Below are 16,764 nucleotides of genomic sequence, written 5' to 3'. Positions count from 1 at the left end.
GGCAGGGGTGTGCGCGTGACGCGGCTGACACGGACGATGCCATGTGATCGACTCCGACACCAGGGCGCGCCGCAGATGGTCGGCCAGGTGAAGATGTGCTCCCACCATGGGTGAACGGAAGTTGAACGACTCACACATCCGGGCCGGTCGATGGCAGGGTGAGCGGCATGGACGGTCGTGACCTGGTGCGTTCGGTGAAGGCGATCGGTTCGGCGGGGGTGGCTCAGGGGCTGCGGACCGTGCGGGCCGCGTGGCGCAGAAGTCGTGTGGACGCCGCCGGGTTGCCTCAGCGGGGCGCCGAGCGCGCGCGGGTGCCCGGACCGGTGCTGGACGTGGAGCCGGGGCCCGGCGGCGGCACGGTCCGGTTCAGCCGATCCGATCTACGGATCACCGTCGATGTGAACGGAGCCGTCTTCTGGGGCTGGGACGGGGCTGAGCCGGAGCCGTCGTACGCGTTGGCGGTCGGGTACCCGGAGCCGGATCCGCGGGCCGTTCTGGAGCCGGACAAGGACGGCGGTTGGCGGGTCGTGGCCGAGCGGGTCACGGTCGTCGTGTCGCGGCACGGTGCTGTAGAGGTGCGTACGCCCGGTGGAGTGACCCTGCGGCGGGATCTGCCGCCCCGGTGGTGGGAGCCGGTGGGTGGGGGCCCGGGGCGGTGGATGCAGCGTTCCGAAGTGGCCGCCGACGCGCGGTTCTTCGGTCTGGGCGGGCGTACGGCCGGGCCCCGGCTGCGCGACGGAACGTATCGACTGTGGAACACCGATCCCGGTCATACGTTCGCGCCCGGCGATGATCCGCTGTACATCACCATGCCGGTGCAGACGGTGGTGGCCGACGCGGCCACCCATCTCGTCTTCCACGACACCACGTGGGACGGCACGGTGACGCTGCGCGAGGGCGAGGAGGGCGCGGGGTCGGGGCACGACCGGGCCGGGACGTCCGAGCTGCGGATGGACGGCGGTCCCCTGCGCTGCTGGGTGATCGTGGGCACCCCGGCGCGCGTGCTGCACGCCTGGGCGGCGCTCACGGGGGCTCCCGCGCTGCCGCCGGCGTGGGCTCTGGGGCACCATCACGCGCGGTGGGGCTTCGGAAGCGAGCAGGAGGTGCGGCGGATCGTCGCCGGTTATCGGGAGCACGAGCTGCCGCTCGACGCGCTTCACCTGGACATCGACCACTACGACGACCATCAGGTGTTCACGGTCGACCCCGAGCAGTTCCCGAAGGTGCCGGGCCTCGCCGAGGAGCTGGGCCGTGACGGGATTCGGCTGGTGTCGATCGTCGACGCCGCGGTCAAGGCACAGCCGGGGAACGCGGTGTACGACAGTGGGATGGCCGAGGACGCGTTCGTGCGGGACACGGGCGGGCGTCTCGTGAAGGGCCTCGTCTGGCCCGGGGAGTCGGTTTTCCCGGACTTCACGCGCGCGCGTACGCGCGCGTGGTGGGGCGGTCTCTACGAGGAGCGGCGCGCGCAGGGGTTCGCCGGGTTCTGGCACGACATGAACGAGCCGACGTCGTTCACCGCCTTCGGGGAGAACACGTTGCCCAGGTCGGCGCGGCACGATCTGGAGGGCCGCGGTGGTGATCACCGTGAGGCGCACAACGTGTACGCCCTGTGCATGGCCCGGGCCGGCTTCGAGGGGCTGCGTGACCTGGCGCCGCAGGAGCGGCCGTTCGTCTTCTCACGGTCCGGGTGGGCCGGTATGCAGCGCTACGGGGGCACGTGGTCCGGGGACGTGGCGACGGGCTGGCCGGGGCTTCGCGCGTCGTTGTCCCTGGTGATGGGGCTCGGGCTGTGCGGGGTGCCGTACTCGGGTCCCGATGTGGGCGGATTCGACGGGAGTCCCTCTCCGGAGCTGTATCTGCGGTGGTTCCAGCTCGGTGCGTATCTGCCGCTGTTCCGTACCCATGCGAGTCTGCGGGCGGGCCGCAGGGAGCCGTGGGAGTTCGGGCAGGAAATCGTCGACCACGCGCGCGTTCTGCTCGAGGAGCGGCGGAGGCTTTTGCCGTATTTCATGACGCTGGCCCACTTGGCGCGGCGTACGGGGGCGCCCTATGTGCGGCCGTTGTGGTGGAACGCGCCCGAGGACCGTGCGCTGCGTGACTGCGAGGACGCCTTCCTGCTCGGTGACTGTCTGCTGGTGGCTCCGGTGCTGAAGCCGGGGGCGGAGCGGCGTGCGGTGCAGCTGCCGCAGGGGCGTTGGTACGACACGGTGACCGAGCAGCAGTACGAGGGGCCGGGGCAGGTGCTGATAGAGGCTCCTCTGTCGCGGATCCCCGTTCTCGCGCGCGCGGGTGCCGTTCTCCCGGTCCGGGGCGCCGACGGCGGCCTGGCGCTGGAGGTGTGGGCACCCGCGCGGGGGCGGACCGGGGGCGGGCTCGTGGTGCCGGACGCGGGCGACGGCTGGGACGAGCCGGAGGTCGAGCGGTACACGGCGCGCTGGGAGGGGCGCCGTGTGGTGGTGGAGCGGGACGGGGACGAGGGTCCGGGCGAGCCCCCGTATCCCGTGCGGGTACGCGGGCTCGCCCAGGAATGAGCCTGGCGGCGGCTCAGATGTAGCGGCCGTCGAAGAACGCCTGGACGGCGAGGGTGTGCAGGGGGAAGGCGAGTTCGGTGGGCCTGCGCAGCAGGTGCCAGCCCTCCGTCTCGTCCGTCGCGGTGGGCGGCGGCAGGTTGGCGGCTGGACGCTCAGGGAGCAGCCCGAACAGGAGCAGGTGGCCGTCGGGCGAGCTCATGGCGTCGGCGAGGCGGACGTCGCGGTCTGCCGCGGCGATGCCCGTCTCCTCCTTGAGTTCACGGGCGACGGCGTGGCGCCAGTCCTCTCGGTGGTCGATGAATCCTCCGGGCAGGGCGACGCCGCCGCGCGCAGGGGCGATGGTCCGTGTGATGACGACGAGGGCCGTGCCCTTGGTGTCGTACACGGGCTGGAGGGCCACCGCTACGGGGAGCGGATTGCGGTAGGCCACGGTGTTGCAGGCCTCGCAGGTGCGGGGCCAGCCGGAAACGCCCTCTCCGTAGGGCGATCCGCAGCGCGAACAGTGGGAGTCCGGCGCTGAGTTGGCGGTTGGGTGTTGGGTTGCGGACACGCGGCGGACTGTATCCGATCATCTGCTGGTCGTCTTGCCGGGGCGGCTCAATGCGCCAACGGCCTTTGTGACGGGTGTGCGGCAAGAGGCGGCCGGAACCACCCCCGTGGACCCCGGCCGCCCCTCCCGATACTCCGACGCCGGGAGGGCCCTGTTGGTTCTCCCCGGAGGCTCTGCCCAATTGTCGCGCCTCGTGGCACACTCCTGACGTCCCGTCAGACTCTGGTGCCGGGGAGGGTTCTTGTCTCGTACGCGCACACCTGTGGTCACCGGTTGGTTCGACGGGGAGGGTGACGACTTCCGTCTGCTCGGCACACGCTGTTCGGCGTGTGCCTCGGTGTTCTTTCCCCGCGAGGACGTCTTCTGCCGCAATCCGGCCTGTGCGGGCGGCGTCCTGGAGGAGCTGCGGCTGTCCCGGCGCGGCCGCGTGTGGTCGTACACGGACAGCCGTTACAGGCCTCCGTCACCCTATGTGACCGATCGGGAACTTCCGTGGCAGCCGTACGCGTTGATCGCTGTGGAACTGGCCGCAGAGCGGATTGTGGTACTCGGGCAGGCGGTGCCCGGGGTCGCCGTCGCCGATCTGGCGGTGGGCATGGAGGTGGAGGTCGTCCCCGGCGTGCTGAACGAGGACGCGGAGACGACCTGGACGACGTGGCACTGGCGGCCTACGGGGGTGACGGCATGACGCGGGACGTGGCGGTGCTCGGCGCGGGCATGCACCCGTGGGGCAAGTGGGGAAGAAGTTTCGTCGAGTACGGGACGGCGGCCGCGCGGGCTGCGCTGGCCGACGCGCGGGTCGACTGGCGGGACGTCAGCTCGATCGTCGGCGCGGACACGGTCCGTGGCGGTTATCCGGGGTATGTGGCGGGGGCGACCTTCGCGAAGGCTCTGGGTTGGCAGGGGGCCCGGGTCACGAGTGTGTACGCGGCCTGTGCGTCCGGGGCGCAGGCGGTGGGCGCGGCGCGGGCCCAGATCCTGGCGGGTCTCGCGGATGTCGTGCTCGTCGTGGGCGCGGACGCGGCGCCCAAGGGGTTCTTCCGGCCCGCCGGCGGGAACCGGGCCGACGATCCGGACTGGCTGCGGTTCAGAGTCCTCGGGGCGACCAATCCGACGTACTTCGGGCTTTACGCTCGCAGGCGGATCGCCGTGCACGGGGACACCCTGGAGGACTTCGCCCAGGTCAAGGTGAAGAACGCGGCCTCCGGCGCGCTGAATCCTTACGCGCGCTACCGCAAGCGGGTCACCGCCGAAGAGGTCGCCGCGTCGGCGGTCGTCGCCGATCCGTTGCGGCTGCTGGACATCTGTGCGACCTCGGACGGCGGTGCTGCCCTGGTGCTGTCGAGCATGGACTTCGCCCGTCGGCACGGAGTCGCCGAGCCTGTGCGGATACGGGCGGTGTCCACGGTGACGCCGCGCTACCCCACCACCGTGCTGGATCTGCCGGACATCGCGACGGACTCCGCGGTCGCGGTGGAGCCCGCGGCGGAGGCGTTCCGAGCGTCGATCGCGCGGGCCGCGTACGAGGAGGCCGGCATCGGGCCCGAGGACCTGTCGCTCGCCGAGGTCTACGACCTGTCCACGGCGCTGGAGTTGCAGTGGTACGAGGATCTCGGGCTGTGCGCCGAGGGAGAGGCGGCGAAGTTGCTGCGGGAGGGCGTGACGGCACCGGGCGGGCGAATACCGGTCAACGCCAGCGGGGGGCTGGCCTCTTTCGGGGAAGCGGTTCCGGCGCAGGCGATCGCCCAGGTGTGCGAGCTGACGTGGCAGTTGCGAGGCGAAGCGGGTGACCGGCAGGTCGCCGGGGCACGCGTGGGAATCAGTGCCAACCAGGGGCTGTTCGGCCATGGGTCGGCGGTGGTCGCGGTGCGCTGACCGGCCGGAGCGAACGTGGGCGCGGCGGAGGTCCATGACCGCGAGCTGGTGGTGTTCTGGAGGTGGTGTTCGGACTGACGACTCGCCCGCCCGGGGCCGGTGACGTGCGGCCGAGGCCCGTCGGGATCCTGAGCGCGACGGCAGGCCGACCGCTTCGGCGATCCGGGCGGCCGCCCGCAGAGACGTTGCTGCCGCTGCACGTGAACGCCTCGCCGCACCCCTGGCAGGCCTCGGCGGCCTGGCCGCGCTGCGCGACGCCGTACAAGCGGCGCGGCGGCTGCGGTGGGGGGAGGCGACAGTCGACGCCGCCGTACACGCACGTGCCGCCGCACTGCCCCGCTTCGCATGCCGTCTCCGGTCCGCCGGTACTGCAGTTCCTTCGGCCTGCCGCGCTGCTGTCCGCCTCGGCGTCCGCCGGTGAGGTGCGGGAATTGCTCACTGGGGCTCCGGAGGTGTCCAGGGTGCTGTCGTTTGGCGACGGTGGTGTGTCGGCCCTGGACCCTCACGGACCACCGGCAGGCCGGGGCATGTCTCGCACCCCTTAGGTGCCGGGGCTGCCGGGAAGCCGAACCGGTGCGGACGGGGCGCGAGGTGGAGGGGCCCGGAGACCGCTGAGGACGGTCGCTGCCCGGTGCGCTCGGCCGGACCGGCATCGGCACGCGTCGCCGGTGGGGAGCCTCGGTCGAGCCGCGCACACCGCCCCGCACGGCCGCCCGCCCGGTACGCGCCCCCGTAGCCGCTCCCAACCATTGCCGTCCGCGTCCTTGACGCCCCCTGAGCGCCGGTGAACACTTCCGGATGTCAGTCGGCATCGCCGCATTCGAGCGTCTTTGTGCACTGCGCCGCTCGGGTTCCCTGCCTGCGTAACGGGCCGTTTCCCACAGGCGATTCGGCTGCGACGGCACGCTCGTCACGGACGCCGGGCGGGGCGCGGGATCCTTCCTGCCTTCGGCTGACGTAGCCATGGGAACGCACCCTGCACGCAAGGTCCGGGGTCGATCACCCCGGCCGGGGCCTAGGAGCCGCCATGAGCAACGGAGACATTTTCGTCGGCGAAGTCATCGGCACGGCCATCCTGATTCTCTTCGGCGCCGGTGTGTGCGCCGCCGTCACTCTCAGGTTCTCGAAGTCGAGGGCGTCGGGCTGGATCGTCATCGCGTTCGGCTGGGGCTTCGCCGTGCTGGCGGGGGCCTACACCGCCGCGCCCCTGTCGGGCGGGCACCTCAACCCGGCCGTGACCATCGGGATCGCGGTCGACTCGGGGACGTGGGACAAGGTCTGGGTGTATCTGCTGGGCCAGATGGTCGGTGCGATGCTCGGTGCGGGACTCGCCTATCTGACCTACTTCGCACAGTTCCAGGCAAACGTCCGCAAGGAGGGCACCACCGAGGGCACGGCGGACGAGCCGACGCCGACCCTGGGCATCTTCTCCACCATCCCGGAGATCCGGAACCCGGTCGCCAACCTGATCACCGAGGTCATCGCGACGATCGCCCTGGTCCTGCCGATCCTCGCCTTCGGGCGGAACACGGGCATCGGCATCGGGCAGATCCCGGGCGAGGAGGCCGGAATCTACGGCTCCGGCATCTCGGTCCTGCTGGTGTCCTTCCTGGTCGTCGGCATCGGTCTCTCCCTCGGCGGGCCCACCGGCTACGCGATCAACCCGGCGCGCGACCTCGGCCCGCGCATCGTGCACACCTTCCTGCCGATCCCGAACAAGGGCACCTCGGACTGGGGTTACGCCTGGATCCCGGTCGTCGGCCCCCTGATCGGGGGAGCCCTCGCGGGCATCGTCTACAACCTGGCCTTCTGACGCCCTCGAAAGCCCGATCCAGGCGAACGCCCGATCCACGCGGACTGCCGACCCACGCAGCCTTTCGACGCACGAAGTTTTCTGACGTAAGGGGACGTCATGCCGGACACCACCCAGAAGTACGTCGCCGCCATCGACCAGGGCACGACCTCGAGCCGCTGCATCATCTTCGACCGGAACGGCGCGATCGTCGCCGTCGACCAGCGCGAACACCGCCAGATCTTCCCCAAGCCGGGCTGGGTGGAGCACGACGCCACCGAGATCTGGTCGAAGGTGCAGGCGGTCGTCGCGGGAGCGATCGCCAAGGCGGGCCTGCGCGCCGACCAGCTCAGCGCGCTCGGTATCACCAACCAGCGCGAGACGACGGTCCTGTGGGACCGGGCGACGGGAAAGCCGGTGCACAACGCGATCGTCTGGCAGGACACGCGTACCTCCGCGCTCTGCAACGAACTCGGCGGCCCGGACGGGCAGGACCGTTTCCGCGAACAGACCGGACTGCCGCTGGCCAGCTACTTCTCCGGTCCGAAGGCCGCCTGGCTGCTCGACAACGTGCCGGGGCTCAGGGCCCGCGCCGAGCGCGGCGAGATCGCCTTCGGCACGATCGACTCCTGGCTGATCTGGAACCTGACGGGCGGCACGGACGGCGGACGGCACGTCACCGACGTCACCAACGCCGGACGCACCATGCTGATGAACCTGGAGACCCTGCAGTGGGACTCCTCGATCCTCTCGGCGATGGACGTCCCGGAGGCGGTCCTGCCGGAGATCAGGTCCTCCGCCGAGGTGTACGGCACCGCCGTGGGTCAACTCGCGGGCGTGCCCGTCGCGTCGGCGCTCGGAGACCAGCAGGCGGCGGTGTTCGGGCAGGCCTGCTACGACGTGGGCACGGCGAAGAACACGTACGGCACCGGCAGTTTCCTGCTGCTCAACACCGGGCACCGGCCCGTGCCGTCGAAGAGCGGGCTGCTGACCACCATGGGGTACAAGATCGGCGGCGAGGCGCCCGTGTACTGCCTGGAGGGGTCGATCGCGATCACGGGCGCCCTGGTGCAGTGGTTCCGCGACCAGCTCGGCATCATCCGTACCGCCGACGAGATCGAGCCCCTGGCGGCGAGTGTGAGCGACAACGGCGGGGCGTACATCGTGCCGGCCTTCTCGGGTCTGTTCGCGCCGTACTGGCGGTCCGACGCACGCGGTGTCATCACCGGGTTGACGCGGTACGTCACCAAGGCGCATCTCGCGCGTGCGGTGCTGGAAGCGACGAGCTGGCAGACGCGTGAGGTCGTGGACGCCATGTTCCAGGACTCCGGGGTACGGATCACGACCCTGAAGGTCGACGGCGGCATGACGAAGAACAACCTTCTGATGCAGCACCAGGCGGACGTCCTGGACGTGCCGGTGATCCGGCCGAAGGTCTCCGAGACGACCTGTCTGGGCGCCGCGTACGCGGCCGGCCTCGCCACCGGGGTGTGGAACGACCTCGACGAACTGAAGTCGCACTGGCAGAAGGACGTCGAGTGGACGCCGGCCATGGAGGCGTCCGTCCGTGACCGCGAATATCACAACTGGCGCAAGGCGGTGGAGAAGAGCTTCGGCTGGCACGAAGACGGCGTGGGCTGAAATCGAGCTCCACGCACGCGTGCCGATCGTTTTCCGAGAAGGGGCTCCACGTGCGCGCACGCGGGGCCACGGCTCGTACCCCTGTCGGTGGGGGTACGAGCCGAACCTCAGGTGGCCACGGGGTCGCGGTGCCCTGCCGCGTACGCCATGGCGTGCCGGACGACGGAGACGAGGACGTCCTTGACCGACTCCCGGTTGCGCGCGTCGCACAGTACGACCGGCACCGCGGAGTCGAGGTCGAGGGCCTGGCGGACGGTGTCGGCCGGGTAGTGGGCGGCCGCGTCGAAGCAGTTGACGCCGATCACGAACGGGATGGAGCGCCGTTCGAAGTAGTCGACGGCGGCGAAGCAGTCCTCCAGACGGCGGGTGTCGGCGAGCACCACCGCGCCGAGGGCACCGGAGGCGAGCTCGTCCCACAGGAACCAGAAGCGGTCCTGTCCGGGGGTCCCGAACAGGTACAGCACGAGGTCCTCGCGGAGGGTGATGCGCCCGAAGTCCATGGCGACGGTGGTGGTGTGCTTGCCCTCCACACCGGTGATGTCGTCGACGGGACGGCCCGCCTCGGTGAGCACCTCCTCGGTGCGCAACGGCTTGATCTCGCTGACCGCGCCGACGAGGGTCGTCTTGCCCACGCCGAAACCGCCGGCCACGAGGATCTTGAGCGTGACGGGCTCGACCGGAGGTATGCCGCGCTCAGTGCGCCCGAGGATCATCGGTCTCTTCTCCTGCTGGATGGTTGTCGCGCGGCGGTGGCCCGTAGCCTCCGCCGCCGGGGGTTTCGATGACTAGTACGTCGCCGGGCGCGACTTCTGTCGAATCACTTCCGCGGAGATGTACGACGCTGCCGTCGGCGCGCTCCACGCGGTTGGCGCCGAGTGTTCCCGGGCCGCCGCCGGCCATCCCGTAGGGCGGGACCCTGCGGTGCTGCGACAGTGTGGACACGGTCATGGTCTCGTGGAACCGGATCCGGCGGACGGAGCCGTCGCCGCCCCTCCAGTGTCCCCTACCGCCGCTGCCCCTCCGAACCCGGAACTCCTCGAGACGGACGGGCAGTCGCCACTCCAGCACCTCGGGATCGGTGAGCCGTGAGTTCGTCATATGGGTCTGCACCACGGGTGCGCCGTGGAAGCCGTCACCCGCGCCGGAGCCGGAGGCCACGGTCTCGTAGTACTGGTGGCGTTCGTTGCCGAAGGTGACGTTGTTCATGGTGCCGGAGCCCTCGGCCTGGACGCCCAGGGCCGCGTACAGGGCGCCGGTGATGGCCTGTGAGGTCTCGACGTTGCCTGCGACGACGGCGGCAGGTGGTTCGGGAGCGAGCATGGAGCCGGGCGGGACGACGATGTCGAGGGGGCGCAGGCAGCCGTCGTTGAGCGGGATGTCGTCGGCGACCAGGGTACGGAAGACGTACAGGACGGCCGCGTTGACGACGGCGAAGGGGGCGTTGAAGTTGCTGGTGAGCTGCGGGGACGTACCGGTGAAGTCGACGGTCGCGCGGCGGTTATCACGGTCCACGCGCACGCGCACGCGTACGCGGATGACGGCGCCGGAGTCGGTCTCGTAGGCGTACTCGCCGTCGTCCAGGGCGTCGATGACACGACGGACGGCTTCCTCCGCGTTGTCCTGGACGTGCCTCATGTAGGCCTGGACGACGTCGAGCCCGAAGTCGTCGATCATTCGGGCGACTTCGTCGGCGCCCTTCTGGTTGGCGGCGATCTGGGCCCGTAGGTCGGCGAGGTTGGTCCTCGGGTTGCGGGAGGGGTACCGGGCCTCGGTGAGCAGGCGGAGGGTCTCCTGTTCGCGGAAGCGGCCGTTCTCGGCGAGGAGCCAGTTGTCGAAGAGGATGCCCTCCTCCTCGATGGTGCGGCTGTTCGCCGGCATGGAGCCCGGCTGGATGCCGCCGATCTCGGCGTGGTGGCCGCGGGAGGCCACGTAGAAGAGGATCCGGTCGCTCTCCGTGTCGAAGACCGGGGTGATCACGGTGACGTCGGGCAGGTGGGTGCCGCCGTGGTACGGGTCGTTGACGGCGTAGGTGTCGCCCGGGCGCATCGAGGTGCCGCGGCGCCGGATGACCTCCTTGACGCTGGTGCCCATGGAGCCCAGGTGCACGGGGATGTGCGGGGCGTTGGCGACGAGGTTGCCCTCGGGGTCGAAGAGGGCGCAGGAGAAGTCGAGGCGTTCCTTGATGTTGACCGACTGGGCCGTGGACTCCAGGCGGGCGCCCATCTGTTCGGCGATCGACATGAAGAGGTTGTTGAAGACCTCCAGGAGCACGGGATCACTTTTCGTGCCGAGACCGGAACTCTCCGTGATCGCGGCGCGTTCCATGACCAGATGCCCGTCGTCGGTCGTCGCGGCCTGCCAGCCCTCGTCGACGACGGTCGTCGCACTGGCCTCGGTGACGACGGCCGGACCGGTGACGGTTTCGCCGGGGGGCAGTTCCTCGCGGCGGTGCAGGGGGACGTCGCGCCAGGCACCGCCCGTGTGGAGGCTGACCGTCTCCGGGGTGGCGGTGTGGCCTTCGTAAGGGGCGAGGGCAAGGAGATCGGGGGGTGTGGTGAGTCCGGTGGCTTCCACGGAGAGGGCTTCGACGACGATCGGTCGGTCGAGCGTGAAGGAGTACGTGGCGCGATGACGTTCTTCGAAGACGTGCCGCATGGTGCCGGGCTCGGTGAGCTCGACGGTGAGGGTCGTGTCCGTGCCGTCGTAGCGGAGCTGGGCACGGCGGGTGATCCGGATGTGTTCCTCGGGGACGTCCTCGGCGAGGAGTTCGGCGCGGGCGGTGTTCTCCAGGTCGTCGGCGGTGCTGCGGACCTGGGGCATCGAGGCGGACTCCAGGGGTACCTCGACGGACTGTTCACGCATGGCCGTGGTGTGGGCGAGGCCGATGCCGAGGGCGGAGAGCACACCGGCCATGGGTGGCACGAGGACGGTCCGGATGCCGAGCGAGTCCGCGACCCTGCACGCGTGCTGGCCGCCCGCGCCACCGAAGGTGGTGAGTGCGTAGCGGGTGACGTCGTGGCCCTTCTGGACGGAGATCCGCTTGACGGCGTTGGCGATGTTGGCGACGGCGATCTGCAGGTATCCCTCGGCGACCTGCTCCGGGGTGCGGTCGTCGCCGGTGCTGTCACGGATCTCGCCCGCGAGGGCGGCGAAGCGGTCGCGGACCAGGGCGTCGTCGAGCGGCTCGTCGCCGTCGGGGCCGAACACCCGGGGGAAGTGGGTGGGTTGGATGCGGCCCAGCATGACGTTGGCGTCGGTGACGGTGAGCGGGCCGCCGCCCCGGTAGCAGGCGGGCCCCGGGTCCGCGCCCGCCGAGTCCGGCCCTACGCGGTAGCGGGAGCCGTCGAAGCGGAGGACCGAGCCGCCGCCCGCGGCCACGGTGTGGATGTCCAGCATGGGGGCGCGCAGCCGGACGCCGGCGATCTGTGTGGTGAAGACCCGCTCGTACTCGCCCGCGAAGTGCGAGACGTCGGTCGAGGTGCCGCCCATGTCGAAGCCGATGACCCGGTCGAAGCCGGCGAGCTGCGACATACGGGCCATGCCGACGATGCCGCCGGCGGGCCCGGAGAGGATGGCGTCCTTCCCGCGGAACTGCCCGGCCTCGGTGAGCCCGCCGTTGGACTGCATGAACATCAGTCGTACGCCCTGGAACTCGTCGGCGACGTGCTGGACGTAGCGGCGCAGCACGGGCGACAGGTAGGCGTCGACGACGGCCGTGTCGCCGCGCGGGACGAGCTTCATCAGGGGGCTGACCTCGCTGGAGAGCGAGATCTGCGGGAAGCCGATCTGGGCGGCCAACTCTCCGATGGCCTGTTCGTGGGCCGGGTGGAGATGGCTGTGCATGCAGACCACCGCGACGGCACGGATCCCGTCGTCGTGGGCCTTGCGGAGCGGCTCGGTGAGTGCGTCCAGGTCGGGGGCGCGCAGCACGGTGCCGTCGGCGGCGATGCGTTCGTCGGCCTCGATCACTCGTTCGTACAGCAGCTCGGGGAGTTCGATTCGGCGGGCGAAGATGCGGGGGCGGTTCTGGTAGCCGATGCGCAGGGCGTCGCGGAAGCCGCGGGTGATGACGAGGAGGGTGCGTTCACCTTTGCGTTCCAGCAGGGCGTTGGTGGCGACGGTGGTGCCCATGCGGACGGCCTCGACGGGGGCGTCGGAGCCGTCCAGAAGCTCTCGGACGCCTGCGACGGCCGCGTCCGCGTACTGGGCGGGGCTGTCGGAGAGAAGCTTGTGCGTGAGCAGACGGCCGTCCGGGCGTCGCGCGACAATGTCGGTGAACGTACCGCCCCGGTCGACCCAGAACTGCCAGCCTGTCACGTCTCCACTCCGCTTCCGCGCTGCTCAGAGCGCCCGGAGGCCGTTGATCACGTCGCGCAGAATACTCTCGTCGACCAGTTCGGCAGGCGGTACGGGGCGTGTCACATGGACCATTTCCTCGTCCACGAGGTCCCCGACGAGGACGCGCACCACCCCGACGGGAACATCGAGTTCGGCGCCGAGCTCCGCCACCGACTGCGGGGTGTCACGGCAGAGCTCGACGATGCGTACGTGTTCCGGGGAGAGCGAGTGGTCCTCTTCCGGGTCGTCGACGTGCGGTTCCGTGACGACCACGGCGATCAGATCGAGGCGGTGCTGGACCGCGTGGCTGGTCCGGCCCCGCGTCATGGCGTAAGGACGGACCACTGGTCCGGCGTCGTCGTCGAACCAGTGGCTGCTTCCCTGACCGTCTCGGCTCATGCCATCCCACTACCCGCCCTGGGGCATGTCGTTGCGCGGAGCGGAACCCAGATGTACGCCGACCCGCTTGACCAGGAGCGTCATCTCGTACGCGACCTGCCCGATGTCGGTGTCGGCGTCGGCGAGGACGGCGAGGCAGCTGCCGTCGCCGGCGGCCGTGACGAACAGGAAGGCCTCGTCGAGTTCGACGACGGTCTGCCGGACGTTGCCCGCCTCGAAGTGGCGGCCGACGCCCTTGGCGAGGCTGTGGAAGCCGGAGGAGACGGCGGCCAGGTGTTCGCTGTCCTCGCGGGTGAGGTCCTTGGAGAGCCCTGTGGGCAGTCCGTCGCTGGAGAGCACAAGCGCCTTGCGGATGCTGGCGACGCGCTCCACCAGTTCGTCCAGGAGCCAGTTCAGCTCGCCGGACGTGCCGGTCGCGGTGGACCCTTCGGCCTTCGGTGCGGTCATCGACCGTCCCCCTTAGTCGTTCCTCGTGGTGCTGAGACGTCCCGGGCCCCGTCGCCCTCGGCGTTCTCCTCGCGGCCGCGCTGCCATCCTCGTTGCAGCGAGGCCATACGGCTGCGAACTTCGTCGGCGTCGCGATCCGCGAGCTCCGGCCGCGTCGCGGTGCGGGAGCTGTCGCGCTCGGCCCTGCGTGCGGGCCCGTCCTTCAACTGCGGGGCCAGATTGGCCTGGCGGACGCGGCGGGGCAGCGGGCCCGGGGCTGGTTCTGCCTGGTCGGCCACGGCGTCCGTGCGTCGGGTGGGCTCGCCGGTGCCGCCGTGCGAAGCCGTCCCGCCCGGGCCGCCGGACGGGGTCGTGCGACGGCGTTGCGGCAGGACGGGGGGCTCGTGGCCACCGGGAAGCAGGACTCCGGCCCGGCCCGCGCCGGGGCCGATGGCGAGTCCGGTGTGGTCGGTGCCGAGGTGGGGCGGCTCCGGGTGGCTCCCGGGCAGGGCGGTGATGGGCCTGGAGTCGGGGAGGCCGGGCGTCTGCGGTGCACGGCTCTGCGGGCGCTCCTCGTCCGCGCGGCGGGGCCTCGCACCTGTCACCGGGCGGCCGTGCGAGCTGACGAGATGCGGTGTCCGGCGCTGGGGCAGTGCCATGGGGCCCACGGTGGGGTCGGGATCGGCGAAGGGTGCCTGTTGTCCTTCGGCGTCGTGCGGGGCCTGGTGCTGGTCACCGGAGGCTCCGGCGAGAGGGCCGCGCGAGCGGAACAGTCCACGTTCGCTGTCCTCGTCGCCGAGGGCGCCAGGGAAGCCGCCGAGGGAGTCCAGGTCGACCGGCGCCTCCAGCTCGACCGGGCCGTCCAGCAGGGAGGCGGACAGCCCGGGAAGACGGATCGGCACCTGGGCGAGCGCGGCCTGGCGCTCCTCCTCGAGCTCGGCCTCCCGGCTGGGGTGGACGCGGTCGAGACGGAAGCCGATGCCGTTGGTGTCCGGGACCTCGTCCGTGAGCAGGGCGTCGGGGATGAAGACCACGGCCGTGGTTCCGCCGTACGGCGACGGCTGGAGCGAGACGCGGACCTTCTGCCGCTGGGCGAGACGGCTGACCACGAACAGGCCGAGCCGGTCGGTGTCGGAGAGTTCGAAGTCGGGGGTCTCGGCGAGCTTCAGGTTGGCGTCGAGCAGCGCCTCGGCGGCCATACCGAGGCCCCGGTCGTGGATCTCAAGGGTGAAGCCGTTGGCGACGCGCTCGCCCAGCACCTGTACGGCGGTGTGCGGGGGCGAGAACACCGTGGCGTTCTCCAGGAGTTCGGCCACCAGATGGGTGAGGTCGGCGACGGCCGGGCCGGTGACGGCCACGCGGGGCAGTCGGCGGACCTCGACGCGCTCGTAGTCCTCGACCTCCGCGACGGCCGCGCGCACGACGTCCATGAGCTGGATGGGCTTGCGCCACTGCCGGGACGGGGCGGCGCCGGAGAGGATGACCAGGCCCTCGGCGTGTCGGCGCATACGGGTCGTCAGGTGGTCGAGGCGGAACAGGTCGGCGAGTTCGTCGGTGTCGTCGGTCCGGCGCTCCATGGTGTCGAGCAGGGTGAGCTGCTTGTGGAGCAGGACCTGGCTGCGCCGGGCGAGGTTGACGAAGACCTCGGAGATGCCGCTGCGGAGTTCGGACTGCTTGACGGCGGCCTCGACGGCGGCGCGCTGCAGGGTGTTGAGGGCCTGGCTGACCTCACCGATCTCATTCTTGTCGTACTGCAGGCGTGGTACCTCGGTCTCCACGTCGACCTGCTCGCCCGCCGCGAGTCGGCGCATCACGCTGGGCAGCCGTACGCCGGCGGTCTCGTTGGCCTCGTGGCGGAGGCTGCGCAGGTCCTTGATGAGGGCCCGGCCGATGCGTACGGACATGAAGAGCGAGAAGAGGAGGGCGGCGAGGCCGAGGACGCCGGCGATGACGACCTTGAGGATGACGTTGGTGGCCAGGGGCCGGACGCGGTCCTGATAACGCTCACCCGCCTCGATGTTGAGGTCAGCGAGGTCCTTGAGGACGGGCGCCGCCACGCTGTCCCAGCTCTTGGCGGTGACACCGTGGGGCTCACCCGGATCGGCGCCGATGACGGCCTGCTCGACCGACCGCAGGGGTGCGGTGCTCGCGTTGTTCCAGTAGTCCGCGAAGCGTTCGCGCTCCGTGGAAGGCAGCATCGGCAGGCTGATCTCGTACATCAGGGTGCGCTGCGCCACGAGGTCGGAGACATCGCGGATCTCGTCCTGGGTGATCCGGTCCCCGACGAGCACGGAGCTGAGCAGGGCGTCCTCGCGTGAGAGGAGTTCGCGGGCACGGGCGGCGTTGATCAGCGCCCGGCCCTCCTTGTCCATCTCCACGCTGTCGAGGGCGGGGAGGTTGGACAGCAGGGTGAAGCAGGGGTCCACCAACTGGTTGTAGGAGGTGAGGGCCTGGGTGACGTCGACCGTGCCCTGCTCGACGGTCTCCCGCAGCGGCGGCAGAGTGTCGAGGGCGTCCAGGATGGCCGTGAGGCGCGTCGCGGTGCCCTCTCCCATGTCGTCCCGCAGTTCCGAGTCCCTGGTGTGCTCGCGGAACCTCTCGACAGCCTCGTCCGTGGCGGCCTGGCTGCGCTCGAGTGCCTTGAGCGCGCCGGAGGCGCCCGGGTCGGCCAGATAGACGAGGGTCTGGCGGCGTTCCTGCTGGAGGACCCGGATGGCGTCCTCGGTCGGGAAGCCGATCTCCTCGACGATGTCGGCCACCCTGAAGAGATCGCTTGCCTCCCGGCCGGTGATGACCGTGGCGAACGTCCAGATACCGGTCAGCGCCACAAGGGGCACGAGCAGCAGCGCCACGATCTTCCGGCGGATCGATTTCCCGCGAAAGCGCATGGCCTCCCCCAGCTCGCCCCCGTCGGCCCGGGGGTACACACGTGCGTCAACAAACGGCGTGAGCCTACTACCGACACACACGTATCTCGAAGGCCCACCCACCCGCACTCTGCTCGGGAGGGGAACAGGACATGGGGAGTTGTCAGTTCATTACGGGAGATTGCCTCCCTCTGTCCGGCACTTGAACCCATCGCAACCCGTCGGGGAAGTTGGCCGGTTGGCCGGATTTCTTCGCTCGTTGGGAATCTTCGGCGTTCGTCGATCGTCTTTCTGTACGGGAATTGGGGGCGGAATGGGCTTCAGGCGCCGCAGGCTGCACCC

At 70.5% G+C, this 16,764-nt stretch carries 11 protein-coding genes; 5 read left to right on the top strand and 6 right to left on the bottom strand.

Going from position 1 to position 16,764, the window contains the following annotated elements; translation table 11 throughout:
- Positions 1 to 167: 167 nt before the first annotated feature.
- Complete coding sequence (locus tag SGFS_RS46055) at positions 168 to 2,534, top strand: glycoside hydrolase family 31 protein (RefSeq protein ID WP_286258550.1); 2,367 nt, start codon at positions 168 to 170, stop codon at positions 2,532 to 2,534.
- Between the two features lie 13 nt (positions 2,535 to 2,547).
- On the opposite strand, the gene SGFS_RS46050 is transcribed toward SGFS_RS46055, so the two are convergent.
- The gene (locus SGFS_RS46050) at positions 2,548 to 3,084 is read right to left on the bottom strand and encodes an NUDIX domain-containing protein (RefSeq protein WP_286258549.1); all 537 of its coding nucleotides are present in this window, start codon (positions 3,082 to 3,084) and stop codon (positions 2,548 to 2,550) included.
- 262 nt (positions 3,085 to 3,346) lie between these two features.
- Between SGFS_RS46050 and SGFS_RS46045 the strand changes: the two genes are divergently transcribed.
- The 4 genes from SGFS_RS46045 (at position 3,347) to glpK (ending at position 8,392) form a co-directional block, all read left to right on the top strand.
- Positions 3,347 to 3,772 (top strand): Zn-ribbon domain-containing OB-fold protein, encoded by a 426-nt coding sequence (locus tag SGFS_RS46045; RefSeq protein ID WP_286260386.1) that lies wholly within the window; start codon positions 3,347 to 3,349, stop codon positions 3,770 to 3,772.
- Positions 3,769 to 4,959, top strand: a complete 1,191-nt coding sequence (locus SGFS_RS46040; RefSeq protein ID WP_286258548.1) for a lipid-transfer protein — start codon at positions 3,769 to 3,771, stop codon at positions 4,957 to 4,959. Before SGFS_RS46045 ends, SGFS_RS46040 begins: the two co-directional genes overlap by 4 nt.
- Positions 4,960 to 5,986: 1,027 nt before the next feature.
- Positions 5,987 to 6,772 (top strand): MIP/aquaporin family protein, encoded by a 786-nt coding sequence (locus SGFS_RS46035; RefSeq protein WP_286258547.1) that lies wholly within the window; start codon positions 5,987 to 5,989, stop codon positions 6,770 to 6,772.
- A gap of 99 nt (positions 6,773 to 6,871) precedes the next feature.
- Positions 6,872 to 8,392 carry a glycerol kinase GlpK gene (gene glpK / locus SGFS_RS46030; RefSeq protein WP_286258546.1) on the top strand — a complete coding sequence of 507 codons (1,521 nt, stop codon included), beginning with the start codon at positions 6,872 to 6,874 and terminating at the stop codon, positions 8,390 to 8,392.
- Between the two features lie 107 nt (positions 8,393 to 8,499).
- Here glpK and SGFS_RS46025 read toward each other — a convergent pair whose 3' ends face one another.
- Genes SGFS_RS46025 through SGFS_RS46005 form a run of 5 tightly spaced genes read right to left on the bottom strand, consistent with a single transcriptional unit; the run spans position 8,500 to position 16,443 of the window.
- Positions 8,500 to 9,105 carry a GTP-binding protein gene (locus SGFS_RS46025; RefSeq protein WP_286258545.1) on the bottom strand — a complete coding sequence of 202 codons (606 nt, stop codon included), beginning with the start codon at positions 9,103 to 9,105 and terminating at the stop codon, positions 8,500 to 8,502.
- Positions 9,086 to 12,709, bottom strand: a complete 3,624-nt coding sequence (locus SGFS_RS46020) for a hydantoinase B/oxoprolinase family protein (RefSeq protein ID WP_286258544.1) — start codon at positions 12,707 to 12,709, stop codon at positions 9,086 to 9,088. Before SGFS_RS46020 ends, SGFS_RS46025 begins: the two co-directional genes overlap by 20 nt.
- Positions 12,710 to 12,733: 24 nt before the next feature.
- Entirely contained in the window at positions 12,734 to 13,129 is a 396-nt protein-coding gene (locus SGFS_RS46015; RefSeq protein WP_286258543.1) for a DUF742 domain-containing protein, read from the bottom strand.
- 9 nt (positions 13,130 to 13,138) lie between these two features.
- Entirely contained in the window at positions 13,139 to 13,576 is a 438-nt protein-coding gene (locus tag SGFS_RS46010; RefSeq protein WP_286258542.1) for a roadblock/LC7 domain-containing protein, read from the bottom strand.
- Positions 13,573 to 16,443 carry a nitrate- and nitrite sensing domain-containing protein gene (locus SGFS_RS46005; protein WP_286258541.1) on the bottom strand — a complete coding sequence of 957 codons (2,871 nt, stop codon included), beginning with the start codon at positions 16,441 to 16,443 and terminating at the stop codon, positions 13,573 to 13,575. The genes SGFS_RS46010 and SGFS_RS46005 overlap by 4 nt, the downstream gene beginning before the upstream one ends.
- Positions 16,444 to 16,764 lie beyond the last annotated feature (321 nt).

Source organism: Streptomyces graminofaciens (genome assembly GCF_030294945.1).
Lineage (GTDB): Bacteria > Actinomycetota > Actinomycetes > Streptomycetales > Streptomycetaceae > Streptomyces > Streptomyces graminofaciens.
The sequence above is the reverse complement of the archived record's forward strand: the minus strand, read 5'-3'. Positions and strand labels throughout refer to the sequence as shown.

Coding starts and splice junctions, on each gene's coding strand:
- SGFS_RS46055 (WP_286258550.1), top strand. CDS start 168: ATGGACGGTCGTGACCTGGTGCGTTCGGTGAAGGCGATCGGTTCGGCG.
- SGFS_RS46040 (WP_286258548.1), top strand. CDS start 3,769: ATGACGCGGGACGTGGCGGTGCTCGGCGCGGGCATGCACCCGTGGGGC.
- SGFS_RS46035 (WP_286258547.1), top strand. CDS start 5,987: ATGAGCAACGGAGACATTTTCGTCGGCGAAGTCATCGGCACGGCCATC.
- glpK (WP_286258546.1), top strand. CDS start 6,872: ATGCCGGACACCACCCAGAAGTACGTCGCCGCCATCGACCAGGGCACG.
- SGFS_RS46025 (WP_286258545.1), bottom strand. CDS start 9,105: ATGATCCTCGGGCGCACTGAGCGCGGCATACCTCCGGTCGAGCCCGTC.
- SGFS_RS46015 (WP_286258543.1), bottom strand. CDS start 13,129: ATGAGCCGAGACGGTCAGGGAAGCAGCCACTGGTTCGACGACGACGCC.
- SGFS_RS46010 (WP_286258542.1), bottom strand. CDS start 13,576: ATGACCGCACCGAAGGCCGAAGGGTCCACCGCGACCGGCACGTCCGGC.
- SGFS_RS46005 (WP_286258541.1), bottom strand. CDS start 16,443: ATGCGCTTTCGCGGGAAATCGATCCGCCGGAAGATCGTGGCGCTGCTG.